Source organism: Bacillus sp. 5w2 (assembly GCF_054353775.1).
In genome coordinates, this window is record NZ_JBTIWT010000018.1 from 24,655 (window position 1) to 47,185 (window position 22,531).

Here is a 22,531-nt window from a genome sequence, read left to right on the forward strand (position 1 = left end):
AATGAAAGATTGGTTCTTCTGAATAGTAGCGTGTTCCACCAGCATTCTCCTGAGACTACTCGGATGCAAACCTGTTAATTCCGATACTTGACTAACTCGTACAAATTTCATTATTATTCTTACCTCATTGAATCCATCATAGCACATACGTTCGACAGATTCGATGAGGTTTGATAGATTTAATTAAATTTATCTCGTTCAACTAAGGGCGCAATTCCTTAGCCAGTTCTCTTATGAACTTCTCATGTTTTCACATGAGCGCAGACTATATGTTTATCTCTTTAGAGATAGAGGATTTTTCCATCACCATAGGCTTGTGATGTACTCTCGTCAGTTATACGAGATAGTCGTTGAACGTTCATCTTATCACTTTTGACTTAGATGATTCGAGGCGGAAGACCCATTGTTCTAGTGTTTAGGATTTAACCTTGCACCATCTGATTGATTTTTTCTGCTTTCGCGACATTCACGCTCGCTATTTCTAGCCACGTTGTAGTTCAATCAACTTTAGGGATTGCCCGCAGTTAACCCTCACTACTAGCCAATCACTTGACTAGCAGGGCTTACTGATATATTTAATTAACTTTCGTTATAATTGGTTAAATAAATCGTAACAGTTAATTACCCTTTTTCTATGCTATTTTTAGTATAACAAAAAAGAAGCCTATCATGATAAGCTTCTTTTTCTTCTCTCTTATTTGTTCATACTTTTTTCAACAAGCGAAATCGCATATTCTATCGTACGATTCATCGTTTCTACTTGTGCATCTTTTACTTTCGCATCTTTTAATACAGCTTCTGCCACTGTAATTTTTTGACTCAATGATTTCACTGAACCATCCGTTACATTTGCAGCTTGCGCTTTTTTCACCACTGTTTTTGCAGATTCAATATTGATTTGTAATTTTTCTTTCGGTGTTTTAGGTTGTTCTTCTGCCACCTTTGATTGTACAAATGCTACATTAGCTGTTTTTAATTCGTTATACGTTTGAACGATTTGCTCTCCAGTACTTCCTACATTTTCAAATGCTTGCTTTGCAGTGTTATAGCTTTTCTCTAGTTCTTGAAATGCTTCTTTTGAATATTGACCTGGTTTGTCACCAAACTCATATTTACCAGCTAACACTTCTTTCACTTTCCCAAGCTCTTCATATAACGTGTTTACTTGCTCTAACTTCGTGCGGTTAGAAAACTCATTGTACGCTGCTAATACTTCTGAAGAACTTAACGCTTTACTATATAATCTTGCAAGCGCGATTTGTCCATTTAACGGAATACCGCCATTTCCATTACTATCTGGGTCAGCTCCAAATGCAAATGGTACGTTTGGATGATACACTTTTCCTTGAGCTGGTTGGCTATTTACTTTTTTACCATCTACGTAAATAGCTACTTCACTTCCGTTATATGTTCCTGTTAAGTGATATGTTTTGTTTGCTTCTAGCTGAACTCCAACACGCTTATAACTACCACCAATATGAGCCCACAATTCAACATATCCACTTCCTGTAGATTCAAATCCAATTCCGCCACTCTCTGTATTTTGTAAAATACCTTGTCCACGAATTTCATTCATTGAAAATACAGTTTCTAACGTAAATGTATTTGCTGCTTTCTCTTTTTGTGCTGCTGAAAACGGAAGGTATCCAAATGTATTTGCTTGTCCATTCAATTTCATTACATTTGTTTTTAAAGCTTTATCGTATGCAATAGATACATTCCCTTTCACATCGCCTTTCGTCCCAAACAATGAGTTATCTTTAAACGTGCCATCTAAGAAATTCACATCAAAGACATCTGCCTTTGGTACTTTTATATTCGGGTCAATATTATCTTTTTTCGTAGTGATTTCTGCTGTTAACGGTTGTGCGCTTTCATTACCAAATGAATCAATCGCAACGACTTCAAGTGTATATGTTTTCCCGTCATCTAATCCTGCCAGTGTAAACGTAAGATCTTTTGGCACTGGGTCACGATAAAACTCTGAGAATGCTAACAACTTGTTTTTAATTTCTCCTGTTTGCTTATCTCTAGCTTGTACACGATAAGAATGGACAAGTAGGTTATCCAGTGCTTGCGGGAATGTCACCGTTGCCGCATTTTCTGTTACATTTGATACCGCAAGCTTTGCATCTTTAGCAAAGTAAGGCTTTTCTTTATCACGATCTTCTACATGTGTAAATGTATCTTTCTTTGCTGGTAATTTAATTTTCCAAGGCTCGCCTGTCCAAGAATTCGTATGGAAATCACGACGATTAATTGTTACCTCTTTATCATCTACTTCTACTAATAAACCCTGGCTTAACGTACTAGCTCCTGGCGGGATATTCCCTTGTACTTTACCACCTTCAACCTCCATATAACTTACTGAAGATGTACCAACTGATGTAAAGTCTTTTTGATGAATTGATCTTGGATCGTCTAACGGGTAATGCGAATGACCTGAAAACGTGATAACCTGCGGGTATCCTTTTAACACCTCATTAATTTTCGCACTATCTTTCGTTCCCCACTCTTGACTACCGTATACTGTATCTTTAATATGTTGGTGTAAAAATACGAAAATTGGTTTTTCTGGATCATCTTTTTGTGCCTTTGCCATTTCTTCTTTTAACCAATTAATTTGCTTGTCCGAATAATATCCATGAGTTGTCCCATCCTCTGGAGACATAACAAGGAAGTGATACCCTTTCACCACTTTATGATAGTAAATCGATTCCATTCCTGTTTTTTCTAAGAAACGCTTCTGCGCTCCCTCTACAGATAAACCGTTCCAATAATCATGGTTACCAAGAGAATTCATTCGTACTGCATCTTTATTTGCATTTTCATTATACACTTGCATGAAACGATCATATTGCTGCAGTGATCCTGAATCAGTAAAATCTCCCACAATTACGAACGCATCTTGTTTAGGTGCAAGTGTATTAAGTTGCTCGATTGCTCGTTTCCAGCGAAACGTATCATCCGTTCCACTATTTTTAATATGTACATCACTTACGACTGGAAAAACTATTTTCTTTTCACTTGGTGCCTTTTCTTGCTTTTTCTCTTCCGCTTTGACTGATGTACTCCACGGAAATGATACGAATGCTAATACAAAAACCATTAATAACCCAATAAGACCTTTTACTTTTCGTAAAGCTGTTCTTTCCACTTGAATCCTCCTCATAATAATTGATTCATTACAAGGGCTATTTTATCTAAAATATATTAATGTCGTTTAAATAACAAATAAATTTTATTAGATTTTTGTAAATATACAGTTAATTAAAAGCTAAGTCCAACATTCCTCGTACTATTGTATACAACCACCTTTTGTCTAAAAGAGTCTGATCATTCTTTTCCTATGACTATTCACATATAATCTTTTCTATAACACTAATGATAAGTTAAGGTTTAAGCCTATTAGACAATCTTAATTTTAAAAATTTTCTTCTTTTCTTAACACATCGGCCATGCTTCTACATTTAATAGTAGTAAAAGACAACTTAAAAAGGAGGGGTTGTATTGAAGAACAAAAAAAATATTGGCTGTTTCGCTCCTTTATCTATCATTTGCCCAAACCCTTGTCCACCGCCCCCTCCTCCAAATCCAAGTTGTGAGCGAGTAACAAATGAATTTGCAGGGAATTTCCTCATAACTAACAACACCATTTCCTCTATCAAAGATGCACTACAATCAATGATACTGTGGCAAAGTGATGGGATACTACTTATATCAGGTACTGTCTCGGTTTACAATAGTACTAGCAGCACAGAGGCAATTACAATTGAAATCGTTGGAGCAGTAACTAATATTTTCACTGTCTTTCCTGGCAATACTATATCTTACACAGGAAAAGACTTACAATCTGTCAGTATTATTAATATACAAAGTGATCCTTCACTATATTTAGAAGGCAAGTACTGTTGCCAATTTACATGTTGCTTATAGAATACCAATTTCATTACTTTCTCAATTTAAAAAAGCATACCATTTACGGTATGCTTTTTTTATGAAATCGGATAACGTACAGTAATACAAAACTCTCCTTGATTAACAGTTGTTCCTGTCGTAGTAATTCGAACAGTCGTAAAATATCGTACAGTGAAAGTACCACTACTTTGTGGCTGTACAGTAATTGTATCAACTACTGTAGCACCTACTAAAAAATCCACTGTAATCGGGTTCGCACCTACATCATATTTCACGTAACCTGAACCATATACTTCTTGCGTGATGTTATTTGTATATACAATTTGAGTACCAGCACCTGTAATAGACCAGTCTGTACATACTTGATCTTGTACAAGCGTTTTATTCGAACAACAAGACAAACTGGAACTTCTCATTCCCATTTCGATCCTCTCCTATTCTGCTATGAAAGTGGATAACGTGTTGTAATACAAAATTCTCCTTGATACGTTCCAGCAGGTGTTGCAGGTAACACAACTTGTATACTATCAAAGCGGCGATACGTAAAAGCAATACTCGTTCCTGGGTTTAATGTTTGTGTATCAATTGTAGCCCCAGCAGAATCCAGTGCTTCTACAGTAATCGGACCTGGTCCAACATCATATTTAACAAAACCAGTACCCACTACGTTTTGGTTAATATTATTTGTATAGAGAACATTATCAATTGCTGCCGCAACTACAGTAGCAGACCACGGACTACACACTTTATCTTGCACATAATTTTTATCTGGACAGCAAGTTAATGCTGACCCTGAGCACTCACAAGACATAGTTGTTTCCCCTCTCTCGTTTATATTCCCTATATGTGTATGTCCCTCAGAGTCTTTTGCCTGTACTATTCATCTATTTTCACAAAATGTGCAAATTCCAATACCAATGACTAGATAGATTCCGATCTATTTCGTTTTTTCATAAATTTATAGATTAAGATACCACCGACAATAATAACAACGACTGCTAATATCGGTAACATATATTGACCAACAACATCTGCTGCTTTTGCCCAATGCGGACCTAATTTCATTCCAAAATAAATATACAAAGTCGTTAATGGGAACATTGCTACAAATGTATATATGCTAAATTTCCATATGTTCATTTTCGCCATACCACACGGAACAGAAATAAGTGTTCGAACTCCCGGTACAAAACGTCCAACAAACGCTACAACTGGCCCATATTTCTCAAAGAAATCATCTGCTTTTTGAATTTGTTCTTCTTTAATAAAGAAGTATTTCCCATACTTTATTAATAGGGGGCGACCACCGTAATAACCGAGTGCGTATAACGTTAATGGTCCTGTCGTTCCGCCAAGTGTCCCTGCTAATACAGCTAACCAAAAATTCATATCACCCTCGTATACCCAATACCCAACCATGGGCAAAACTACCTCTGCTGGAATAAATTCAAACGTTAATGCTAACACAACTCCAAAATAAGAAAACTGCTTTAAAAACTCGATTATATCTAAAATAATTTGCTCCATACTTTCAACTCCTATCCTACGTTTACATTATGCTTTTCTTGCAATTGTACTGGCGCCATTTTTACAATTCGATTTAAAATGAATAACACAATTCCAATATCATCTAAAATACCGATGAACGGTAAGAAGTCTGGAATTAAATCGAGCGGCATCGCTACATAACCAACTAAAAAAGCAATAGATAAGATTTTCTTCTTTATTGAAACCTCTTTTGAAGTAAAAAAGTCAAATAGGAATGGAACAAAACGACGGACATGAAATACAACTCTTAATCTACTAATAAGTTTTTTCATTTTTATATCTCCTCTCTTTGTATACAAAAAGGACCCTACCAAATATGGTAAGGGTCCTAAAAAAGACAATAAGGGGCCTTTACCATTGCTGGTAAAGGTCTCACTAACAACGAAACGTTGCCAATAAAGCCGAGGGTTTCTCCCTGTAATGACGACTTTACTGTAATAAGTTACTCCCCTTTATATACACAATTTTATACAATCACATTAAAATATTTGGAGGGGCTTGTCAATATTTTTTTCATCCACCATTCAGGTTATTGCACTATAAATAATACTATGCTGTATTCTCCGCTGAAACAATTTGGACTTTAAAACGATCTGGATCATAGAAAGTTACCCTTATTTCTTCACCACATCGTTCTTCTAAAAATGCTACTTTATAAAACTCTAACTTTTTCTTTATCCGCTCAATGTTTGTAGTTCTTAAAAATACTTCCTTCACTGATGATGTGACGGTCTCTCTATATTCTCCCAGTCCCCTGTTTACAACAAAACAAATTCTCGTTGAACCGATATCATACCAAACACCTGTTACACGTAATTGTGGTCTTTCCTTGCTTGGCTTAAAGCCTAGAATCCCTTCGTAAAAGTATAATGTTTCCTTTAAATTTTTAGATTCTAATACAATGCATGTTGTAATCCTTTCCATCCGCACTCCTCCTGTCTCTATTAGTTTTCTATATGTGTCATAAATCTTAATTATGTACGAATACAATACGTAGTGATGAATATTTAATTAATAAAGGAGGCGTATAACATGGATAAATACATGAAATCCTACATACCTTATCATGGTCCAAACGATCCTTGTCCTCCAATTGGGAAAAAATATTACTCAACTCCCCCCCACTTATATATGGGCTTTCAACCAGCTAATTTACCCCAATTCCCACCAAAAGAAGCTTTAAGAAAAGGGACTCTATGGCCAGCATTTTATGATTACTATGAAAATCCTTACAAAAAAGGACGGTGAATAAAAACGTGACACAAACATTGCCTAATGAATATTACAAATGGATTGAAGAACTGCAAGAACTAGACTTTGTCTTAGTTGAACTTACCCTCTATTTAGATACGCATCCCGACGATACTGCCGCTATAAATCAATTCAATGATTTTTCTTATAAACGAAGAATACTACAACAAAAAATTGAAGAAAAATACGGACCACTTCAGCAGTTTGGAAATAGTTATTCTAACGCCCCATGGGAATGGAGCAAAGGACCGTGGCCATGGCAAATATAAAGGAGAGAAACTATGTGGATTTATGAAAAGAAATTACAATATCCTGTTAAAGTAAGTACTTGTAATCCCGCACTCGCAAGATTATTAGTTGAACAATATGGTGGTGCGGATGGTGAATTAGCCGCTGCTCTTCGCTACTTAAATCAGCGTTACACGATTCCTGACAAAGTCGTTGGCTTACTAACTGATATCGGTACAGAAGAATTCGCACACCTAGAAATGATCGCTACAATGATTTATAAATTAACAAAAGATGCAACACCTGAACAAATGAAAGTTGCTGGATTAGACGCACAGTACGCTAATCATGATAGCGCTTTGTTTTATCATAATGCTGGTGGTGTTCCTTTTACTGCTACTTATATTCAAGCAAAAGGAGATCCTATCGCAGATTTATATGAAGATATTGCTGCTGAAGAAAAAGCAAGAGCAACTTATCAATGGCTCATTGATTTATCTGACGATCCCGACATAAATGATAGCTTGCGCTTTTTACGTGAACGAGAAATTGTCCATTCACAACGTTTCCGAGAAGCAGTTGAAATTTTAAAAGAAGAACGCGATCGAAAAATTTATTTTTAATACACGTATCCTGGCGATATGTGTTTTTTTACGTTTAAAGTTAAATCCTTCCTATTAAACATATAAATAGTATATTTATTCGATTTAATGCATTATTTTTTAATATTTTCAAAATTCCCTATTGCTTTCTAGTCATCAGACCTTTAAAATAATAACAGTTACTCGACAAATTATTTGAATTTTCGACAAAAACACTCATTAGGAGGATTTTCTTTATATGCGTACAACTTTAAAACCAGCGCAAATACTTTCGATTAGTTTATTACTATTCGCAGTTTTCTTCGGTGCTGGTAATATGATTTTCCCGCCCCTTCTCGGTCTTTCTTCCGGAGAAAATATGTGGGTTTCCATTACAGGATTTATTATTACAGACGTCGGTTTATCTTTACTAGCTATCGTCGCTGTTGCCCTTGCCGGTGGTAGTTTTAATACTTTAGCAAGCCGTGTTCATCCAAAATTCGCAGCAGTATTCGCTATCGTTATTTATCTTTCAATCGGCCCACTATTTGTTATTCCACGAACTGGATCTGTATCTTACGAAATTGGGATTGCACCACTTTTCCCGGACCAATGGTACTCTATGTTAGTCTTTAGTGCGATTTTCTTTACAGTCGTCTACTTCTTATCATTAAATCCATCAAAATTAGTAGATCATATCGGTAAAATATTAACGCCAATTTTACTTGTAATTATTGCAATTATGGCAACAAAAGCAATTCTTTCACCAGGAACGTTTGCAGAACCTGTTGGTGACTATAAAGAAATTCCATTTTTCAAAGGATTTCTTGAAGGATTTTTAACGTTAGATGCAATTGGTGCACTCGTATTATCAACGATTGTTGTAAATGCAATTCGCCAAAACGGTATACAAGAGAAGAAATCTATTGCGAAATATACAATTATTTGCGGAAGCATTGCAGCCCTATTCTTAACAATTGTTTATTTCCTACTCGGTTATATCGGCGCTTCAAACGGCAACTTAGGACAATTCGAAAACGGTGGTCAACTATTAGCGACTGTTATGTACCAATTCTTTGGGACAAGCGGTAATGTTTTATTAAGTATCGCCATTATCTTCGCTTGTTTAACGACAGCAATTGGTGTTGTAAGTGCATTCGCAAACTATTTCGCAACAGTACTAACAAATGTTTCCTACAAAAAGCTCGTACTATACGTTTGTATTTTTAGCTTCGTTATTTCAAACTTAGGTTTAAGTTTATTAATCAAAATTACATTACCTGTATTAATTATTTTATATCCAATTACGATTATTTTAATTTTCGTATCATTTATAGATAAATATACGAAACGTAAACCTTCTGTATACATCGGAGCAATGATCGCAGCATTTATTATTAGCTGTATTCATGCACTGGATAATGTGGAAATGATACCAGGTTTTATTGCTAATATTGTACACACCATTCCTTTTTATAACTTAGGAATTGGCTGGATTATCCCGGCAATCATCGGTGGTATAATGGGATACTTTATTCCCCAATCAGAAGCTGAAGGTGAAGTTTCTACAAAATAAAGAAAAGAAGCAAGCAGTAATTGTGCTTGCTTCTTTTTATTTTCACATCGTATGTTTAAACGTAAACAACTCTTCTTTTGACTGCACAGCAGATTGTTCCTCTTCTACAACATCCTTCTTTAGCTCTCCTCCTAACCTTACTTTCATCATCGCCTCTTCGATACTTTTTACAATCATATTTCCTGAAAAAATAGTAAGTCCAAAAAATGTAATCGGAACGAGAGGGATCCACGGATTCACTGTTAATGACCTAAAGTATACTCCAATTAAACCTGACCATTCATGCGTATAAGATTCCACCTCTTTTATTTGTCCACCAAACATTACAGTCCCACCAAAGAACACTTCAAGTAATCCTAAGTGCAGTAAAATAGTAAGAGTCTGCGTAAACTGCTGAAGAAATACGAGTATAAACGGCATATAGAGATGCGGAAAAATATGTTTTATAACAATATGTCTTCTCGATCCACCTAATATGCGCGCGGCATCAACAAATTCTTCCGTTCGCAATTTACGAACTTCCTTCGCAACATACAGTGCAATAACTGGCATTACAAGCAGTACAAGTAATACCACTTGAAACGAAGCCCTTTCAAAAAAGGTTGTTGTCTCCTCTCCGCTTCCAAATGCATTTGCAGATTGAAGAAAAAAATACGCAATCATAACTGTCGGAATAACTGTAAAACTATCAAAGAAAGCCTCAATTTTTGAAAATCCTCTTTTTATATACGTTCCGAGTACGACACCGAAAAACACACCTATTACCATTCTAAGTGCCGCAATTAAAATAGATATACCAATCGTCCACTTCGCGCCCTCAATGACTAAATGTAACAGGTCATACCCTTTCCGGTCTGTCCCGAGTAAAAATTGTAATGAAGGTGGAAACGGTGGCACTTGTGGATTTTCATCCGCATCATATTGCAATGTAACTTGTCTAATATGTCCATCATTCCATAACGTATTTCCGATGCTCAAAAGAACTAATAGGAGAAGAAACCCAATGCTTATCCAAAATCTTTTATCACGTTTTATATACGTCCACATATTATAATCTCTCCTTCATCGCAGCCGGAATGAGATAATGAAACAATTTAAATAAAATAAAAATCGGAATATATATAAGAAGCACACTAACGATGAAAACCTCAACTCTAATACCGAAATACGATTTCAAAAACATAAAAATACCACCCGTATTAAAAATCCATTCTATAATATATAAATTAGATAACATAAAAAAGATATTCGTTTTCGCAAAGAATAATGTACTAAGCAACACATTTCGTAAAATATGACGATTTAAAATATGAAAGCGCCCCAGCCCTTTCGCCTTAGCAAATAGTACATAATCTTTTTCTAGTTCATTTTCAAAACGAAGCACGACCATTTTTACAAACATAATCGTAGTCGGGATGCTCAAACACAATATTGGCAATCCTCTAATCGACTCGCCTCCGATTGACGCAATTTGAAAAGGTAAAAAGCCTGTTTGTTTAAAAACCCATACAACTAAAATTTGCGATAATAAAATAAGTAAAATGTCTGGAATAGATTCTAGGAAGATAAGAAATGATTTAATACGATGTTGTATACGAGGTGAACTACTCATAATGACATAAACAATACAAAATGCTACAAATAATGAAATGAAAAAAGCAGCTAAAAATATAACAATTGTTTCTTTATAATGAACAAACAACTGCGGAAATAAAAATTTATCTCCCACATATTTAAAATTGGAGATGTCCATTAAATTCACAAACACTTCTTTTAAACTCTTTATGTACTGTGATGCATGCAGCTCAAATCCATAAAATAGTTTCGGCAATGTCCCTAAACAAATAATCCCCAAAATCGAAATAATAAATTGAACCGTCACTTCCATCCCATTCAGAAAAACTTTTTTGACCACGTTTTCCCTTCTCTCTCTATATAATTTACCTCCTAATTTTATTCTTAATTTTCTGAATTGTAAATATTTATATAAAAAAATCACTAGGTTATGATCCTAGTGATTCTTTATGCGCATGCCCTTCTCTTTTCGCAAACGGCATATACAAAATAAAACATCCAATAAGCGCTGCGAGTTCTAATGAAATAATATAGTAAGGGTGCGGCCCTAACATATCAAGTAATGAAGCAGTTTCTGGCTTACGAGCTAAAAACATATAATTACCGCCTGTTTTGTAATTCACAAACGAAACAATTGGAATCAATATGTTTAAAAATATCATTGTGCGTTTAATAGATTGTACTGTCGGACGATATCCTTCCACCCAAGTCATAAAGAGTGGTGCCCAAATGAGCAATATATGCGCGATAAAATATTCAATGAAACGAAAATGCGGAAAAGCATATTGCAAGTTTGGTGTTAACATAGCTTGTGATGCACCAATAATTCCCGTAAAAAATACAATCTCATATATGCGGTAACTTTTCGTTACAATCATAATCGATGCTAACAATAAACTAATCGTACATAACTCAAATGGTAATGAAGTGCCTAGTTCAAAAATCCCTGCTTTCCATTCCCACATATGAAGCCCAATTTCGCTTCCAATAAATAAAAATGCAATCACATATCGAACCGTTATATTCCACTCACTTTGACGTAATATATCTTGGTATTGATACAGAAAAATGATCCCCACCAACATAATAAATAATATAATGGCATGTTGCCTTGAGTATGGAATAAATGGTTTTAATGGATGCGCACTAAAATAAGCTTCCATCTTCCTTCCTCCTCTCCTTCATACAATATTATTGTAAGAAAGAAACAACGAGTCAATTCATTTGCTTAGGCTGGGACAACCTCTACCTTACATTTACATATTCATACCTTACAAAACTGTAAGGTTATTGTAAGCTAAAACGATTTGTCAGATTCTTCACCTCTTTTATACTTAATGTAGATACTAATACGAACGAAAAGGTGATAAATAGATGAAGAAGAAAAATAAAGTGTTAATTACTAGTGTAGTAGCAATTGGAATTGCAGCTGGATCATATTTTGCATTTGCTGGTGGCGGTGGTTCAGAAGTAGCAATGGCATATAGCGGTTATAAAGTTACAGAAAAACAAATTGAAAATGCACAAAAATTTGGTGGCGAAGTAATCCCAAGTGGAATTGAAACAATCTCATTTGATCCAACAAAAGGTACGTACGAATTAGCTGTAAAAAAAGGTGACGAAGTAAAAAAAGGACAGCTTCTATTTAAATATAATGATCCTACTGCGAAACAAGGTGTAACAGAAGCAGAAATGCAAAAAAAAATCGCACAAAAAGAAGTAACATTGTTCCAAAAACAGATTGATGCAGCGAAACAAAAATTACAAAAAGATAAAAATGCAGGCCTTCCTGCTGAAGCATTAAAAGCTTCAGAAATCGAAGTGCAACAATTAGAATCACAACTTGAAATGAAAAAATTTGAAGTTGAAAAATCTGATGAACTAATTAAAGCAGCAAAAGAGAAAGTAAACACGCTTTCTGTAACGAGCCCTACTGATGGCGTAATTGATGATATCGTAAAAACTGCTGATGAAAAAACAGGTATGAGCGGCATTACACTTCGTCACGCTGGTCCATTTAAAGTAAAAGGTCAACTTTCTGAATATGAGCTTGCTAGTATGAAAGTTGGGCAAGAAGTAACTGTTTCATCAAAAACTGTCGCTGGTAAGACTTGGACAGGAAAAGTAACAGAAATTGGCTCTACACCATTAAAGAGCATGGACGAAAACAAAACAGTTTCTAACTATCAATTCACTGTCACATTAGACAATAGTGAAGAATTACAAAACGGCTTCCACGTATACGTAACAAGTAAATCTGGCGAAGCAACTGGTACGATTGTTCCGAAGAGCAGCATCGTGAAAAAAGATAACAAAAATGTTGTCTTCGTTGTAAAAGACGGTAAAGCGAAAGAACAAGCAGTTACTGTTGAGTTCGAGACAGATAGCGAAGCAAAAGTTTCTGGAGTGAAAAAAGGAGAGCAAATTATCTCTAAACCTGAAAAAGACTTAAAAGATGGTATGGAGGTTGTCGTTGAATGATTAACTTAAAAGGCATCACGAAATCTTTCCAAAATGGTGCAGAGTCCGTTCAAATATTACACGGCATTGACGTAACACTGAACCAAGGAGAATTCACTTCTATTATGGGACCATCTGGTTCTGGTAAATCAACATTAATGAACATTATCGGTTGCTTAGATAAACCAACGACAGGTGCGTATGAACTGGCTGGTCAAAATATTTCAAACATGTCTGAAACAGAACTTGCACGCGTTCGTAATAAAGAGATCGGGTTCGTATTCCAAAACTTCATGTTATTACCGAGACTTACAGCACTTCAAAATGTAGAGCTACCTCTTATTTACGCTGGAGTGGATAAAAAAGAAAGACGTGAGCGCTCATTAGCTGCTTTAACAAAAGTAGGTTTAGCTGATCGTGCTACTCACCTGCCGAATGAATTGTCAGGTGGACAAAAGCAGCGTGTCGCAGTCGCACGTGCAATCGTAAATAACCCAAAATTCATTTTAGCCGATGAACCGACGGGGGCACTTGATACGAAAACAAGTACACAAATTATGGACCTCTTTTACGAATTAAACAAACAAGGCTCCACAATCATTATGATTACCCATGACCGTGAAATCGGGGAAGCTGCAGCACGTCAAATTGTAATTCGTGACGGAAATATCGTCCAAGATTGGAGAGGTTAATTTTGAACACGAGTGAAAATATACGCATGGCCCTTTCCTCTATCTTTGCCCATAAAATGCGTTCTATCTTAACGATGCTAGGAATTATTATCGGTATTAGTGCCATTATTACTATCATTTCAATGGGTGATGGTACAAACGCAAAGTTTAAGAAAGAGTTAGGCCAAGGAAAAGATAATGAAGTAACGATTTACTACAAAAACCCTGATTATGGACCAGACAACGCCAAAATTACAGCCGATATGCTGAAACGTCTTCAAACTGTACCAGGCGTTAAAGATGTGTATCCAGATGTAAGTATGAAAGTAAAAGCCTCTTCTGGTTCAAAAGATGTCTCCCTTGATTTAAAAGGTGGAACAGGCGCCTTTATGACAGATTCGAAAATAAAATTAGTTCACGGTCGCGAATTAAACGACAGCGAATTAAACCAAGCAGCTCCTGCTGTTATATTAAATGAAGAAGCTTTCAATAAACTATTTAATGGCTGGGAATCAAATTTATACACGGATATAAAAGGAAAACCTTATAAAGTAGTCGGTGTGTACGAAACGAAAAATGAGTTTGGAATGGCTATGTCAGAAGGTTATACATCACTTGAAAATGCCCCTGTAATTTCAGGAGTAACTGAGTATGACTCAGTAAAATTAACACTCGTTTCTCCAGCAGAACGTAAAAGTGTAGAAAAACAAGCCGTTTCTGTTTTAAACGAAATGAAAGCTCCTAAATTTGAGCACAAATTCGAAGCACAAGACTTAGGTGAATTTACGAAGCAATTAGATGAATCCATCGGTATGATGAAAATGGTATTCGGTGGTATTGCTGCTATCTCCTTACTTGTTGGTGGTATCGGTGTAATGAACATTATGCTTGTATCTGTAACAGAACGTACACGTGAGATTGGTATTCGTAAAGCACTTGGTGCAACGCGCGGTAAAGTATTAACACAATTCTTAATCGAATCTTGTATTTTAACAGGACTCGGTGGTTTCATCGGATTCATGCTCGGTATTTTCTTCGCTTGGATTGTCTCAATCTTTGCTGGATGGCCACTCGTTGTCTCAAAAGAACTTGGACTTCTTGCAGTAGGTATCTCAATGTTAATCGGTATTATATTCGGTTTACTGCCAGCTAACAAAGCTGCAAAACTTGATCCAATTGAATGTTTACGATATGAATAAACAAAAACGTAGGAGTTTACACTCCTACGTTTTTGTTTATCTATTAAATCGTGTTTCTTCTATTATATATGTTTCACGTTATCAACACCTTTAATTATTTTAACCTACTAAAGCTATTATAGAATCCTATTATTGCAAAAATAATATGTGATGACCTAAAATCAAGGCGTAATTTTTTCCATACCTCGACTTATTTTGTAACAATTATGGCGATTTTTTATTGATTTTCACCTCATTTATATTTCTCCACAACTAAAATAGTTATTTTTACATAACTACTTTCCTGTTCCAACAACAAAACACGCTATTTTTGTAACACCACAGAAACATTTGTGTAACGCTACAGAAACATTATTAACCTATTAGAAATTGAAATACTCCCCTTTTTATGTATCGTATGCTCAAACCTCCCCTAAAAACTATAAGAAAGCGCTTTTAGGATATTACTGGAATTATTACAGAATATTAATGCCCCGTTACGAAAGCTTTGTAATTCTATGTTTTTCGCAAATAAGAAAATAATGGTTGCTATAATGAGGTCAACGAAAACAAATGCAATGGAGGCTATTATGAAAAAATTTATGGGTATAGCAACAGCAGCGGTTTTTGGTCTTGGGATTTTCACAACATCTGCTAAAGCAGAAACAATCGTAACGACTGATGTACTAAATGTACGAGAAAACCCAACTACTGAATCAAAAGTTGTAGGAAAATTATTAGATGGATATAAAGTAGATGTTTTACATACAGAAAACGGATGGTCAAAAGTTAAATTGAATAGCGGTAAAGAAGCTTTCATAAGCGCTGACTATACAAAAGACACTTACTATGTAACAGCAAACGTATTAAACGTACGTGCTGGTGCAAACACAGACTCAGAAATTCTTGGTAAGTTGAAACAAGATGATGTAATCGAAACAACACACCAAGTGCAAAATGACTGGATTCAATTTGAATATAACGGAAAAACAGCTTATGTTCATGTTCCTTACTTAACAGGTAAAGCTCCAGTTAAAGTTCAACCAGCAGTTAAAGTTGAAAAAGTAACTAAAGTTCAAGATACAGCTAAAGTTCGTGAAGCAGTTAAAGCCGGGGAAGTAGCTGAAACGCAAGCAAAAGCTAAAGCTCAGGAAGCAACTAAAGCTCGTGAAGCAGCTGAAGCTCAAGCAGCAGTTAAAGCACAAGAAGCGGCTAAAGCTCGTGAAGCTGCTAAAGCTCAAGCAGAAGCTAAAGCTCAGGCAGAAGCTGAAGCTCAAGCAGAAGCTAAGGCCGAGGAAGCAGCTAAAGCTCGTGAAGCTGCTAAAGCTCAAGAAGCAGCTGAAGCTCAAGCAGCGGCTAAAGCTCAAGAAGCAGCTAAAGCTCGTGAAGCGGCTAAAGCTCAGGCAGAAGCTGAAGCTCAAGCAGAAGCTGAAGCTCAAGCAGAAGCTAAGGCTCAAGAAGCAGCTAAAGCTCGTGAAGCTGCTAAAGCTCAAAAACCAGCTACACAACAACCTGTTGCAAAAGAAACTGAAACAAGTGCACCATCATCTTCTCGTGAGTTACGCGTTGTAGCAACAGCTTACACAGCAGATCCACTTGAAAATGGTTATAAAGCAGGCGACCAAGTAAAATCAGCTTTAGGTCACAACTTAACAGCTAATCCAAACATGAAACTAATCGCAGTTGATCCAAGTGTCATTCCATTAGGTTCAAAAGTATGGGTTGAAGGTTACGGAGTAGCAATCGCTGGTGATACTGGTGGAGCTATTAAAGGAAATAAAATCGACGTTTTAATGCCAGACAAAGGTACATCAAGTAACTGGGGACGTAAAACAGTTACAGTAAAGATTTTAAACTAATTACTATATAAAAAAAGAGTCAGTCTCATTGTTGAGGCTGACTCTTTTTGCGTTCCTTCTCTTTTCATAAAAATGTCACAGTAAATGAAATTATATCAACGATTTTTCAAATATATCTATCGTAACCTACAATATATCAACGATTTTCCGAATATATCTATCGTAACTTATAATATATCAACGGTTCGACAAAAGATATCGATTTACCGACAAACTTTGACATTAAAAAAATACTTTATAATAAAAAGGCTGCCCAAAATTTGGACAACCTCCTTCTCTTCCCTATTCCACACAAGTAAACTGTGTCCAAGCTCCTACATAATCTAGTAAGAATAACTCTTCTTCCGCAATTGTACCGACAATATTTTTCCGTTCATCTATCGGCATTTCTTTTAAAATGATTTGCAGTTCGCCTTTATACTTACCAAATGAGTTGTTCCCAATTACAACTTGCCCTCTTTCCTGTCGTACGCTTTCACGCACTGGGAAGTCATAGTCTTTGTATTTTTTACGCACTTCTGTAGAACGTACCATATATTCTGTTATGTCGCCGCGTCTTACGTGTAATTCTTGCAGTGTTGCTCTCTTCTCTACTTCAGTTGCTTCGTCTACAAAGTGTACCTTTAGCTGTAACATGTAACGATTTAAGTTTCCTAGTTTCTCTAACTCTTCTTCACTCGCATAAGCATTTCCGATAATAACATCATCAATAAGCCCTGTCGCCCATAAATGTTTCGCTTGTACTTCAATCGGTAAGTTACGATGTTGTTCTAACGTACATAATCCGTCATTAATATCCCATGGACCGATTTCAGCTGCATGTGACGTAATAAATGCTGCTGTGCGAATACCGTGTTTTTTAAAGCGTTCACTACAGCGAATGAAATAATCATACGGAAGTCCAGTAAATTTTTGCGGATAGAAGTTATGACAACCGATTAAAGCTGGCTTATTCGCCTGATGTGAAAGGATATTTTCTAAGTATGCAATATCATTACTTACGTTCAGTTCAATTTTTAAGCCATACGGATTATTCGTCATTTTCGCTTCTGTTAATCCATCAAAACCTAAATCTAAACGAATACCGTCTGCACCTAACTCTGCAAAGAATGATAGATCACTATAGCTAATACCAAGTTGATCGAATACTGCCGGAGCTACATCTAAAATAACTTCCATATTGTTATCTTTTGCATGATTAATAATTTCTTTAAATTCAGCTACAATTTCTTCTTTTGGACGATTCACAGATAATAGACATGTGAATATTCTTGAAAAACCGTGGCGTGCCGCTGCCGAAATGTATGCCATATCTTTTTCTTTCGTTGAATGCTCTGGATAAAGTGAAATTCCTAATTTACGCTCCATGCTTTTGCATCTCCTTCACACGTTGTATTAATGCCATACTTGTAAATCGATATTTTGCAGATAAACATGTTGCACATAAAATTGTCGGTACAATGATAACGTACGGTGATTGCAAGCCTAGCATTACATATGCACCCATTGAACTACCGATAAATAAAATTGATACTAGTAGTAAAACGAATAAAGATTTACTTTGTACCCATTTGGAATAATGTGCGATACACTGCCCCGCCACGAATGTAATTAAGATGATAATTGCTCCGAGCATTCTGTTTTCTCCTCTCCTGCTAATTGTTGTTTCTCATACATTTTGAAGAATGGATAGTAAATAACGAATGAGATAACAAAGTTAACAAGTACAAGTACACCAGCCATAATTGTCCAGTCTGTACTAATAATCGCTGCAATTGGTGCTAACATCGTAAATGGCAATTTCGCCATCATCAACGGAATCATACCTGAAACAACTGCGAAATATGATACTGTCGTTGTAACTAACGGTGTAATAACGAACGGAATAATTAAGATTGGGTTCATTACAATTGGTGCCCCGAAAATAATTGGTTCGTTAATATTGAATAAACCCGGCACGAATGATAATCTACCTAACTCTTTTAGGAACTTAGATTTAGAGAACATAAACATAATAACTAAAGCTAACGTTGAGCCTGATCCACCGATCCATACGAACCATTGAATAAATTGCTCTGTAAATAAGTTTGGTAATTGATGTGCATTTCCTGTAGCTGTGAATACTTCCATATTTTCAAGAATTGCTGAATCCCACATCGGACGAATGATTGGTCCTAAAATCGCAGGTCCATGTATACCGAATGACCAGAAGAACACGATTAAGAATACTGTTAATAAACCGCCGAATAAATTATTTCCTACTAATACTGATTTTAGTGGTGCGATTAAATATGTGATTGTTGTATTCACATCAAATTTTAAACCGTAACGAATGCCCCAGAATAAAAGAATAACGACTAAAGTTGGAATTAATGCTGCAAACGAGTTTGCAACTGCTGGTGGTACACTGTCTGGTAATTTAATTGAGATATTATGTTTAATCATAAAGTGATAAATTTCTACTGCAATTAATGCTGTAACAATTGCGCCGAATAAAGACGTTGCACTTAATGTTCCTACTGAAATGTATCTTCCCGCATCAATAACACCTGGTACAGCTTTCGTAATTTGAATTGGTTCAACTGATGCTAGTAAAAAGGCGAGTACAGATAATAACCCTGCACTTAACTGATTGAGCTGGTAAAAATTCGCGAGTGAAGCCCCTACCCCAAATGCTGCGTATAACGCCATTAAACCTACTGTAAATCGGAATGGAATATCTAAAATATGGCGAAACGGTGCAATCCACTCCATATATGCATCAATTGGTAAATTTAAAAAGATAACGAAAAATGATCCGACAATCGTTAACGGCAATGTAGAAATAACTCCGTTTCGAATTGCTAATAAATGTCGTTGTCCTGCAATTTTTTGCGTTGTTGGCATAATCTTTTGTTCCATAAAACTCATAAAACCATTCATCAATACCCCTCCTCTTTCTCTTTACTACGAAAGAACAAAATAAAGTTATAACATTATAATGTTTATATTTAAAAAAATATAATTATGCTAAAACTAATTGTTCTGCTTGTTTCAGTACTTTTAAACCATCACACATGCCATAATCTCGTTGTTCTATAATTGCAACCGGTATATCGTATGAATTCGCAAGAAACTGTACCGCTGGAAACAAGTACTTCACCTGTGGCCCGATTAAAACAACATCAGCATGTTTTATTTCTAATTTCACAAGTTCTGAATCCACTGCTTTAATTTTATAATCCTTCCCTTGTTTCATTGCCTCTTCTTGCATTTTTCTTACAACCATACTCGTCGACATGCCTGCTGCACAACATAATAAAATGTACATCTTATACTGTCACTTTCTCTTCCACTCGTTTATGAAGAGTAATAAATTCTGCAGCAAGTTCCTTCACTGTAATTGCATTCATTAAATGATCTTGTGCATGCACTAACAGTAAACTGATTTCTGCATGATTTCCTCTCGCTTCTTCTTGAATTAAGTCTGTTTGAATACGATGAGCCGCTGTAATTTCTTCACTAGCAAGTGTCATTTTTTCACTCGCATTCTCAAAATCTCCTTGTCTTGCAAAAGCAATTGCTTCAAGCGCCGCGCTTCTCGCGTTACCACCATGTAAAATTAACGCAAATGGAGTTTGCATATCAGTCATTTTAAATTCCCCCAAGCTATCTTTTTTCTATATTTTTATCTTATTATGAAAACGCATACAATTAAACATAAAAAACTTCCGTTGTGTAACGGAAGTTTTTACATACTTTTCTTATATAGATAGTAATACCTCTTGAAAATCTTCAATTCCTTTAGCCTGCGTTAATTTCTCTATCGCACTTTGACTAGACATAATATCATATAAAAAATCATAAAGCTTTTGTAAATCTTCATTATTATTGCGCTTTACACTAAATAAAATAATAACTTGTACTTTCTTATCTCCCCATTCAACCGCTTTCTCAAGTGTACAAAACATCAAAAAAGTTTTCTCACTTAATAACTGCATCGGATGAGGAATCGCAACTAAATTCCCAACCGCTGTCGGAGATGTATTTTCTCTTTCTATAACAGAATCATAAAAGTTTTCTGGTACATAATTTTTCTCAGCAGCTTTCTCACATAAAAATTGGATAACCTCTTCCTTCGTAGAAGCGCTATAATTTAAGAAAATCAAATCTTCCTTCATATATTGCTGCACACTATTATTCACATGCGTAAACAACTGCTGACCAATCGATTTAATCTCTTTATCATCAAATATTGAATTCACTTTTATAACTGGTACAGGCAAACCACTCGGTATATGAATCGTACTAATAATACAATCTATCTTTCCTTTATAAAGGTCTTCTACTTTCAATTGATAATAGCCTGTAATCCCTACAATTTCTAATTTATCTCGGAACTGTGATAGAATTTTATATTTCAATAGCTGGGCGCTTCCTTGACCAGTCGCACAAACTAATAAACATCTTTTCTTTTGGTTCTGTTCCTGTAAACGACTCATCGCTCCGCCGAAGTGAATCGCAATATAACCAATTTCACTTTCCGAAATCGATTCTCCCGTATATTCACCAATTATATCTCCAACGAGAACCGCAATTTCAAAAGCATAAGGATAATTCTTTTTCACTTCTGCCAAAAGAGGATTTCTCGTATTTAACTTATACTTCAAACGGTTTAATAACGTTTTTAAATGAACACCAAATCCAAATAATAATTCTTCATCATAATAAAAAATAAGATTCCGTTCTTCCGCTACTTTAAAAAGAATATGTTGCATGAATGCATATAAATCTTTCCCTAATAATTCTTCCACATTTTCATAACGATCTTTCGCTGTAACAGCAGTACTTAATACATGCATTGTTACATATAAAACTTCTTCTTCTGGAAATGAAAGATGCAACTCATTCTCTAAATCCCCTAAAATCTCTTTCGCAATTGTATATTCTTTCTTTATGATAAGTTCAGCTTGCTCCGCATTCAGTCCTTTTATATAATGTTGATCTTCACAACGCCTTAATGCAATTGCAATATGAATGACTAAATTATCAATTTCAATATCTGATAAATATATCGTTCCTCCCTCGATATACTTTAATATAACCGAACGGATAAGCGGTATATGAGGTAACGATAAATATGTATCACTCTGCTCAAATTGCTCATGAAACGGAGTATGGTCATAACGCGGTAAACCATATTGTGATAAACAAGAACGAATATGAAACTCCTCTCCCACAATACGTATACCATAATACGGTCTCTTTTCAATTTGTAATTTATAACGACTACATATATCTGTAACATCTTTCATAATTAAATTTACAGTCGATTTACTTACATAAATCTCCTCTGCTAACTGTGAAAGCTTCACATATCCCTCTGTCGTTACAATACGCTGCAGAATGTACGCTATCCTTTCTTGATAAGAAGTTGGGATCTTTTCCGTCTGTTTTTGAAATAGACTCACGCAAAACTCTTCAAACTTCTTCGCTTGTATAATTTCTAGTTCGTATCCAGTCCCTCTTTGCGATTCAATTTTCGCTCCGTGTTCTTCCAATATATCATTTAATAATTTTATATCTTTTTGAATCGTCTTCGTTGATACATGTAAACGGCTCGCTAAAAAAGCTCGATTTAACATCGATTTCTCGTCTAAAAACTCTTCTAAAATAGAAATTAATCGCTGATGCACCTTTGTCATAG

24 protein-coding genes are annotated in these 22,531 nt (G+C 35.5%); 9 read left to right on the forward strand and 15 right to left on the reverse strand.

The window, feature by feature from the left end; translation table 11 throughout:
• Positions 1-694: 694 nt before the first annotated feature.
• Entirely contained in the window at positions 695-3,157 is a 2,463-nt protein-coding gene (locus ACXY7N_RS23620; RefSeq protein ID WP_116329215.1) for a LamG-like jellyroll fold domain-containing protein, read from the reverse strand.
• 353 nt (positions 3,158-3,510) lie between these two features.
• On the opposite strand from ACXY7N_RS23620, the gene ACXY7N_RS23625 reads away from it, so the two are divergent.
• Positions 3,511-3,936: an S-Ena type endospore appendage gene (locus ACXY7N_RS23625; RefSeq protein WP_488592636.1), complete on the forward strand. Its 426-nt coding sequence runs from the start codon at positions 3,511-3,513 to the stop codon at positions 3,934-3,936.
• A gap of 59 nt (positions 3,937-3,995) precedes the next feature.
• On the opposite strand, the gene ACXY7N_RS23630 is transcribed toward ACXY7N_RS23625, so the two are convergent.
• The 5 genes from ACXY7N_RS23630 to ACXY7N_RS23650 form a co-directional block, all read right to left on the reverse strand.
• The gene (locus tag ACXY7N_RS23630; RefSeq protein WP_000525819.1) at positions 3,996-4,340 is read right to left on the reverse strand and encodes a DUF3992 domain-containing protein; all 345 of its coding nucleotides are present in this window, start codon (positions 4,338-4,340) and stop codon (positions 3,996-3,998) included.
• Positions 4,341-4,360: 20 nt separating this feature from the next.
• Positions 4,361-4,729 carry a DUF3992 domain-containing protein gene (locus ACXY7N_RS23635; protein WP_001277534.1) on the reverse strand — a complete coding sequence of 123 codons (369 nt, stop codon included), beginning with the start codon at positions 4,727-4,729 and terminating at the stop codon, positions 4,361-4,363.
• 110 nt (positions 4,730-4,839) lie between these two features.
• Complete coding sequence (locus tag ACXY7N_RS23640) at positions 4,840-5,445, reverse strand: DedA family protein (RefSeq protein WP_000435008.1); 606 nt, start codon at positions 5,443-5,445, stop codon at positions 4,840-4,842.
• An 11-nt stretch (positions 5,446-5,456) separates the two neighbouring features.
• Entirely contained in the window at positions 5,457-5,738 is a 282-nt protein-coding gene (locus tag ACXY7N_RS23645; protein WP_000733844.1) for a YkvA family protein, read from the reverse strand.
• Positions 5,739-6,015: 277 nt separating this feature from the next.
• Positions 6,016-6,390 carry a VOC family protein gene (locus ACXY7N_RS23650; RefSeq protein ID WP_116363267.1) on the reverse strand — a complete coding sequence of 125 codons (375 nt, stop codon included), beginning with the start codon at positions 6,388-6,390 and terminating at the stop codon, positions 6,016-6,018.
• Between the two features lie 108 nt (positions 6,391-6,498).
• On the opposite strand from ACXY7N_RS23650, the gene ACXY7N_RS23655 reads away from it, so the two are divergent.
• From ACXY7N_RS23655 to brnQ2, 4 genes are all read left to right on the forward strand, one after another.
• Positions 6,499-6,714, forward strand: a complete 216-nt coding sequence (locus tag ACXY7N_RS23655; RefSeq protein WP_000362186.1) for a spore coat associated protein CotJA — start codon at positions 6,499-6,501, stop codon at positions 6,712-6,714.
• A gap of 8 nt (positions 6,715-6,722) precedes the next feature.
• Complete coding sequence (locus tag ACXY7N_RS23660) at positions 6,723-6,986, forward strand: spore coat protein CotJB (RefSeq protein ID WP_488592637.1); 264 nt, start codon at positions 6,723-6,725, stop codon at positions 6,984-6,986.
• A 12-nt stretch (positions 6,987-6,998) separates the two neighbouring features.
• Entirely contained in the window at positions 6,999-7,568 is a 570-nt protein-coding gene (cotJC, locus tag ACXY7N_RS23665; RefSeq protein ID WP_016133685.1) for a spore coat protein CotJC, read from the forward strand.
• Between the two features lie 217 nt (positions 7,569-7,785).
• Positions 7,786-9,102: a branched-chain amino acid transport system II carrier protein BrnQ2 gene (brnQ2, locus tag ACXY7N_RS23670; protein WP_016133684.1), complete on the forward strand. Its 1,317-nt coding sequence runs from the start codon at positions 7,786-7,788 to the stop codon at positions 9,100-9,102.
• Positions 9,103-9,144: 42 nt separating this feature from the next.
• On the opposite strand, the gene ACXY7N_RS23675 is transcribed toward brnQ2, so the two are convergent.
• From ACXY7N_RS23675 to ACXY7N_RS23685, 3 genes are all read right to left on the reverse strand, one after another.
• Complete coding sequence (locus ACXY7N_RS23675; RefSeq protein ID WP_061672631.1) at positions 9,145-10,149, reverse strand: ABC transporter permease; 1,005 nt, start codon at positions 10,147-10,149, stop codon at positions 9,145-9,147.
• 1 nt (position 10,150) lies between these two features.
• Complete coding sequence (locus tag ACXY7N_RS23680) at positions 10,151-11,017, reverse strand: ABC transporter permease subunit (RefSeq protein ID WP_016089204.1); 867 nt, start codon at positions 11,015-11,017, stop codon at positions 10,151-10,153.
• A gap of 88 nt (positions 11,018-11,105) precedes the next feature.
• Complete coding sequence (locus ACXY7N_RS23685; RefSeq protein ID WP_016089205.1) at positions 11,106-11,840, reverse strand: YwaF family protein; 735 nt, start codon at positions 11,838-11,840, stop codon at positions 11,106-11,108.
• Between the two features lie 211 nt (positions 11,841-12,051).
• Here ACXY7N_RS23685 and ACXY7N_RS23690 point away from each other — a divergent pair, with 211 nt between their 5' ends.
• From ACXY7N_RS23690 to entC, 4 genes are all read left to right on the forward strand, one after another.
• The gene (locus ACXY7N_RS23690; protein ID WP_016089206.1) at positions 12,052-13,158 is read left to right on the forward strand and encodes an efflux RND transporter periplasmic adaptor subunit; all 1,107 of its coding nucleotides are present in this window, start codon (positions 12,052-12,054) and stop codon (positions 13,156-13,158) included.
• Positions 13,155-13,829 carry an ABC transporter ATP-binding protein gene (locus ACXY7N_RS23695; RefSeq protein WP_000609098.1) on the forward strand — a complete coding sequence of 225 codons (675 nt, stop codon included), beginning with the start codon at positions 13,155-13,157 and terminating at the stop codon, positions 13,827-13,829. Before ACXY7N_RS23690 ends, ACXY7N_RS23695 begins: the two co-directional genes overlap by 4 nt.
• Positions 13,830-13,855: 26 nt before the next feature.
• Entirely contained in the window at positions 13,856-15,007 is a 1,152-nt protein-coding gene (locus ACXY7N_RS23700) for an ABC transporter permease (RefSeq protein ID WP_431154278.1), read from the forward strand.
• Between the two features lie 446 nt (positions 15,008-15,453).
• Positions 15,454-16,845, forward strand: coding sequence for a cell wall-binding protein EntC (gene entC, locus ACXY7N_RS23705; RefSeq protein ID WP_488592643.1), 1,392 nt, complete (start codon positions 15,454-15,456; stop codon positions 16,843-16,845).
• 282 nt (positions 16,846-17,127) lie between these two features.
• On the opposite strand, the gene ACXY7N_RS23710 is transcribed toward entC, so the two are convergent.
• The 6 genes from ACXY7N_RS23710 to ACXY7N_RS23735 all read right to left on the reverse strand — a co-directional run bounded on the left by ACXY7N_RS23710 (position 17,128) and on the right by ACXY7N_RS23735 (position 22,529).
• Complete coding sequence (locus tag ACXY7N_RS23710; protein ID WP_016136523.1) at positions 17,128-18,213, reverse strand: DUF871 domain-containing protein; 1,086 nt, start codon at positions 18,211-18,213, stop codon at positions 17,128-17,130.
• Entirely contained in the window at positions 18,203-18,481 is a 279-nt protein-coding gene (locus ACXY7N_RS23715) for a hypothetical protein (protein WP_016089211.1), read from the reverse strand. The genes ACXY7N_RS23710 and ACXY7N_RS23715 overlap by 11 nt, the downstream gene beginning before the upstream one ends.
• On the reverse strand, positions 18,457-19,767 hold the full coding sequence (locus tag ACXY7N_RS23720; protein WP_001013048.1) for a PTS sugar transporter subunit IIC: 1,311 nt from the start codon (positions 19,765-19,767) through the stop codon (positions 18,457-18,459). The genes ACXY7N_RS23715 and ACXY7N_RS23720 overlap by 25 nt, the downstream gene beginning before the upstream one ends.
• An 82-nt stretch (positions 19,768-19,849) precedes the next feature.
• Complete coding sequence (locus ACXY7N_RS23725; protein WP_033659631.1) at positions 19,850-20,155, reverse strand: PTS sugar transporter subunit IIB; 306 nt, start codon at positions 20,153-20,155, stop codon at positions 19,850-19,852.
• Between the two features lies 1 nt (position 20,156).
• A complete protein-coding gene (locus tag ACXY7N_RS23730; RefSeq protein WP_016133680.1) occupies positions 20,157-20,477 on the reverse strand; it encodes a PTS lactose/cellobiose transporter subunit IIA in 321 nt (106 codons plus the stop codon).
• 111 nt (positions 20,478-20,588) lie between these two features.
• Complete coding sequence (locus ACXY7N_RS23735; protein WP_016089214.1) at positions 20,589-22,529, reverse strand: BglG family transcription antiterminator; 1,941 nt, start codon at positions 22,527-22,529, stop codon at positions 20,589-20,591.
• Between the last annotated feature and the right edge of the window lie 2 nt (positions 22,530-22,531).